Here is a 1649-nt window from a genome sequence, read left to right as displayed (position 1 = left end):
TGGTGAGTGGGTGCCGGAGCAGGGCCTGTGGTTCGATCCGGCCAAATTGCTGGTTGATCCCTATGCTGTGCAATTGGACCGGCGTTTCGTGCAAGACCCGGCCTTGGCCATGTTCGGGACCGACACGGCGCATCTGGTGCCGCGCACACTGGTGCAGGCTCCGGTGTTGCCGCTGGCCAGCGCCGCGCCCATGTTTGATCGCGGCGGGCTGATTTACGAAATCAATGTGCGCGGCTTTTCGATGTGCCATCCGGGTGTGCCGCCGGCGTTGCGCGGCACGGTTGCCGCCCTCGCGCAGCCAGCGGTGATTGCGCATCTGCAGATGCTGCGCGTGGCGGCGGTGGAATTGATGCCGATCACGGCCTGGATCGATGAACGCCATCTTGGTCCGCTCGGGCTGCGCAATGCCTGGGGCTATAATCCGGTGGCGTTCATGGCGCTTGATCCGGGCTTATGCCCCGGCGGCGTGGCGGAACTGCGCGCTACGGTGGCGGCGCTGCACGCGGCGGGGATTGGCGTGATCCTTGATCTGGTGTTCAACCACAGCGGCGAAAGCGATGTTCACGGCGGCGTGCTGTCCCTGCGCGGACTGGATGATGCGTTTTATGCCCGAGCGCCCGATGGCACGCTGATCAACGACAGCGGCTGCGGCAACACGCTGGATTTCGATTATGCGCCGGTGCGGGCGCTCACGTTCGCCAGCTTGCGGCATTTCGTGGCCGCGTGCGGGGTTGACGGCTTTCGCTTCGATCTGGCGCCGATCATGGCGCGCGGCCCCGGCTTTGCGCCTGATGCGCCGCTGTTTGCTGAGATTGCCGCCGATCCGCTGCTGGCGGACCGGGTGCTGATTGCCGAGCCGTGGGATATCGGCCCCGGCGGCTATCAATTGGGCAATTTCCCGGCCAACTGGCTGGAATGGAATGATCGCTTCCGCGATGATGTGCGGCGCTTCTGGCGCGGCGATGGCCGGCTGGCCGATGTGGTGACGCGGATTGCCGGTTCATCGGATGTGTTTGGCGATCAGTGCCGCAGCGTGAATTTCCTGGCCGCGCACGATGGCTTCACGCTGGCTGACACCGTCGCCTATGCCCACAAGCACAACCACGCCAATGGGGAGGACAATCGCGACGGCCACGGCGACAACCAGTCGTGGAATTGCGGCCATGAAGGCCCCAGCGATGATCCTGCTGTGCTGGCCCGCCGCGCCGCCGATGTTCGGGCGCTGCTGGCCACATTATTTGCCTCCACCGGCACCATCATGTTGACGGCAGGCGATGAATTTGGCCGCAGCCAGCACGGCAACAACAATTGCTACGCGCAGGACAATGCGATCAGTTGGGTGGATTGGCAGCAGCGTGACCGCGCGCTGGAGGCTCATGTTGCGACGCTGGCCGAGGTGCGCAGCCGGCGGGGCGTGGCAGCATTTCCGCAGGGCGGGGTGTGGACACTGCCAGCCGGCGGCGTGATGACCGATCAGGATTGGCAAAATCCGGCCACCGATGCTGTGTGTTACAGCGTGAAGGACGCCATTTTGACGATTGATCGCCGCCACAAGCAGGCGGCGTGGGCCGCCGCCGACTCAGGCAGCGACCGGCCGGGGATTGAGCCGCACGATGGTTAGATTGAGATAGGCCGCAAAGCTGACCCAC

1 protein-coding gene is annotated in these 1649 nt (G+C 64.8%); it reads left to right on the top strand.

All coding sequences use genetic code 11. The annotated features are described in order from the left end of the window. The coding region (locus ABWP50_RS01385) for a glycogen debranching protein (RefSeq protein ID WP_353216195.1) at nt 1-1621 on the top strand (1621 nt) is incomplete at its 5' end. Nucleotides 1622-1649 lie beyond the last annotated feature (28 nt).

Origin of the sequence: Sandarakinorhabdus sp. (assembly GCF_040398645.1) — a bacterium.
Taxonomy (GTDB): Bacteria; Pseudomonadota; Alphaproteobacteria; order Sphingomonadales; family Sphingomonadaceae; genus Sandarakinorhabdus.
This window is presented reverse-complemented; position numbering and strand designations above follow the sequence as displayed.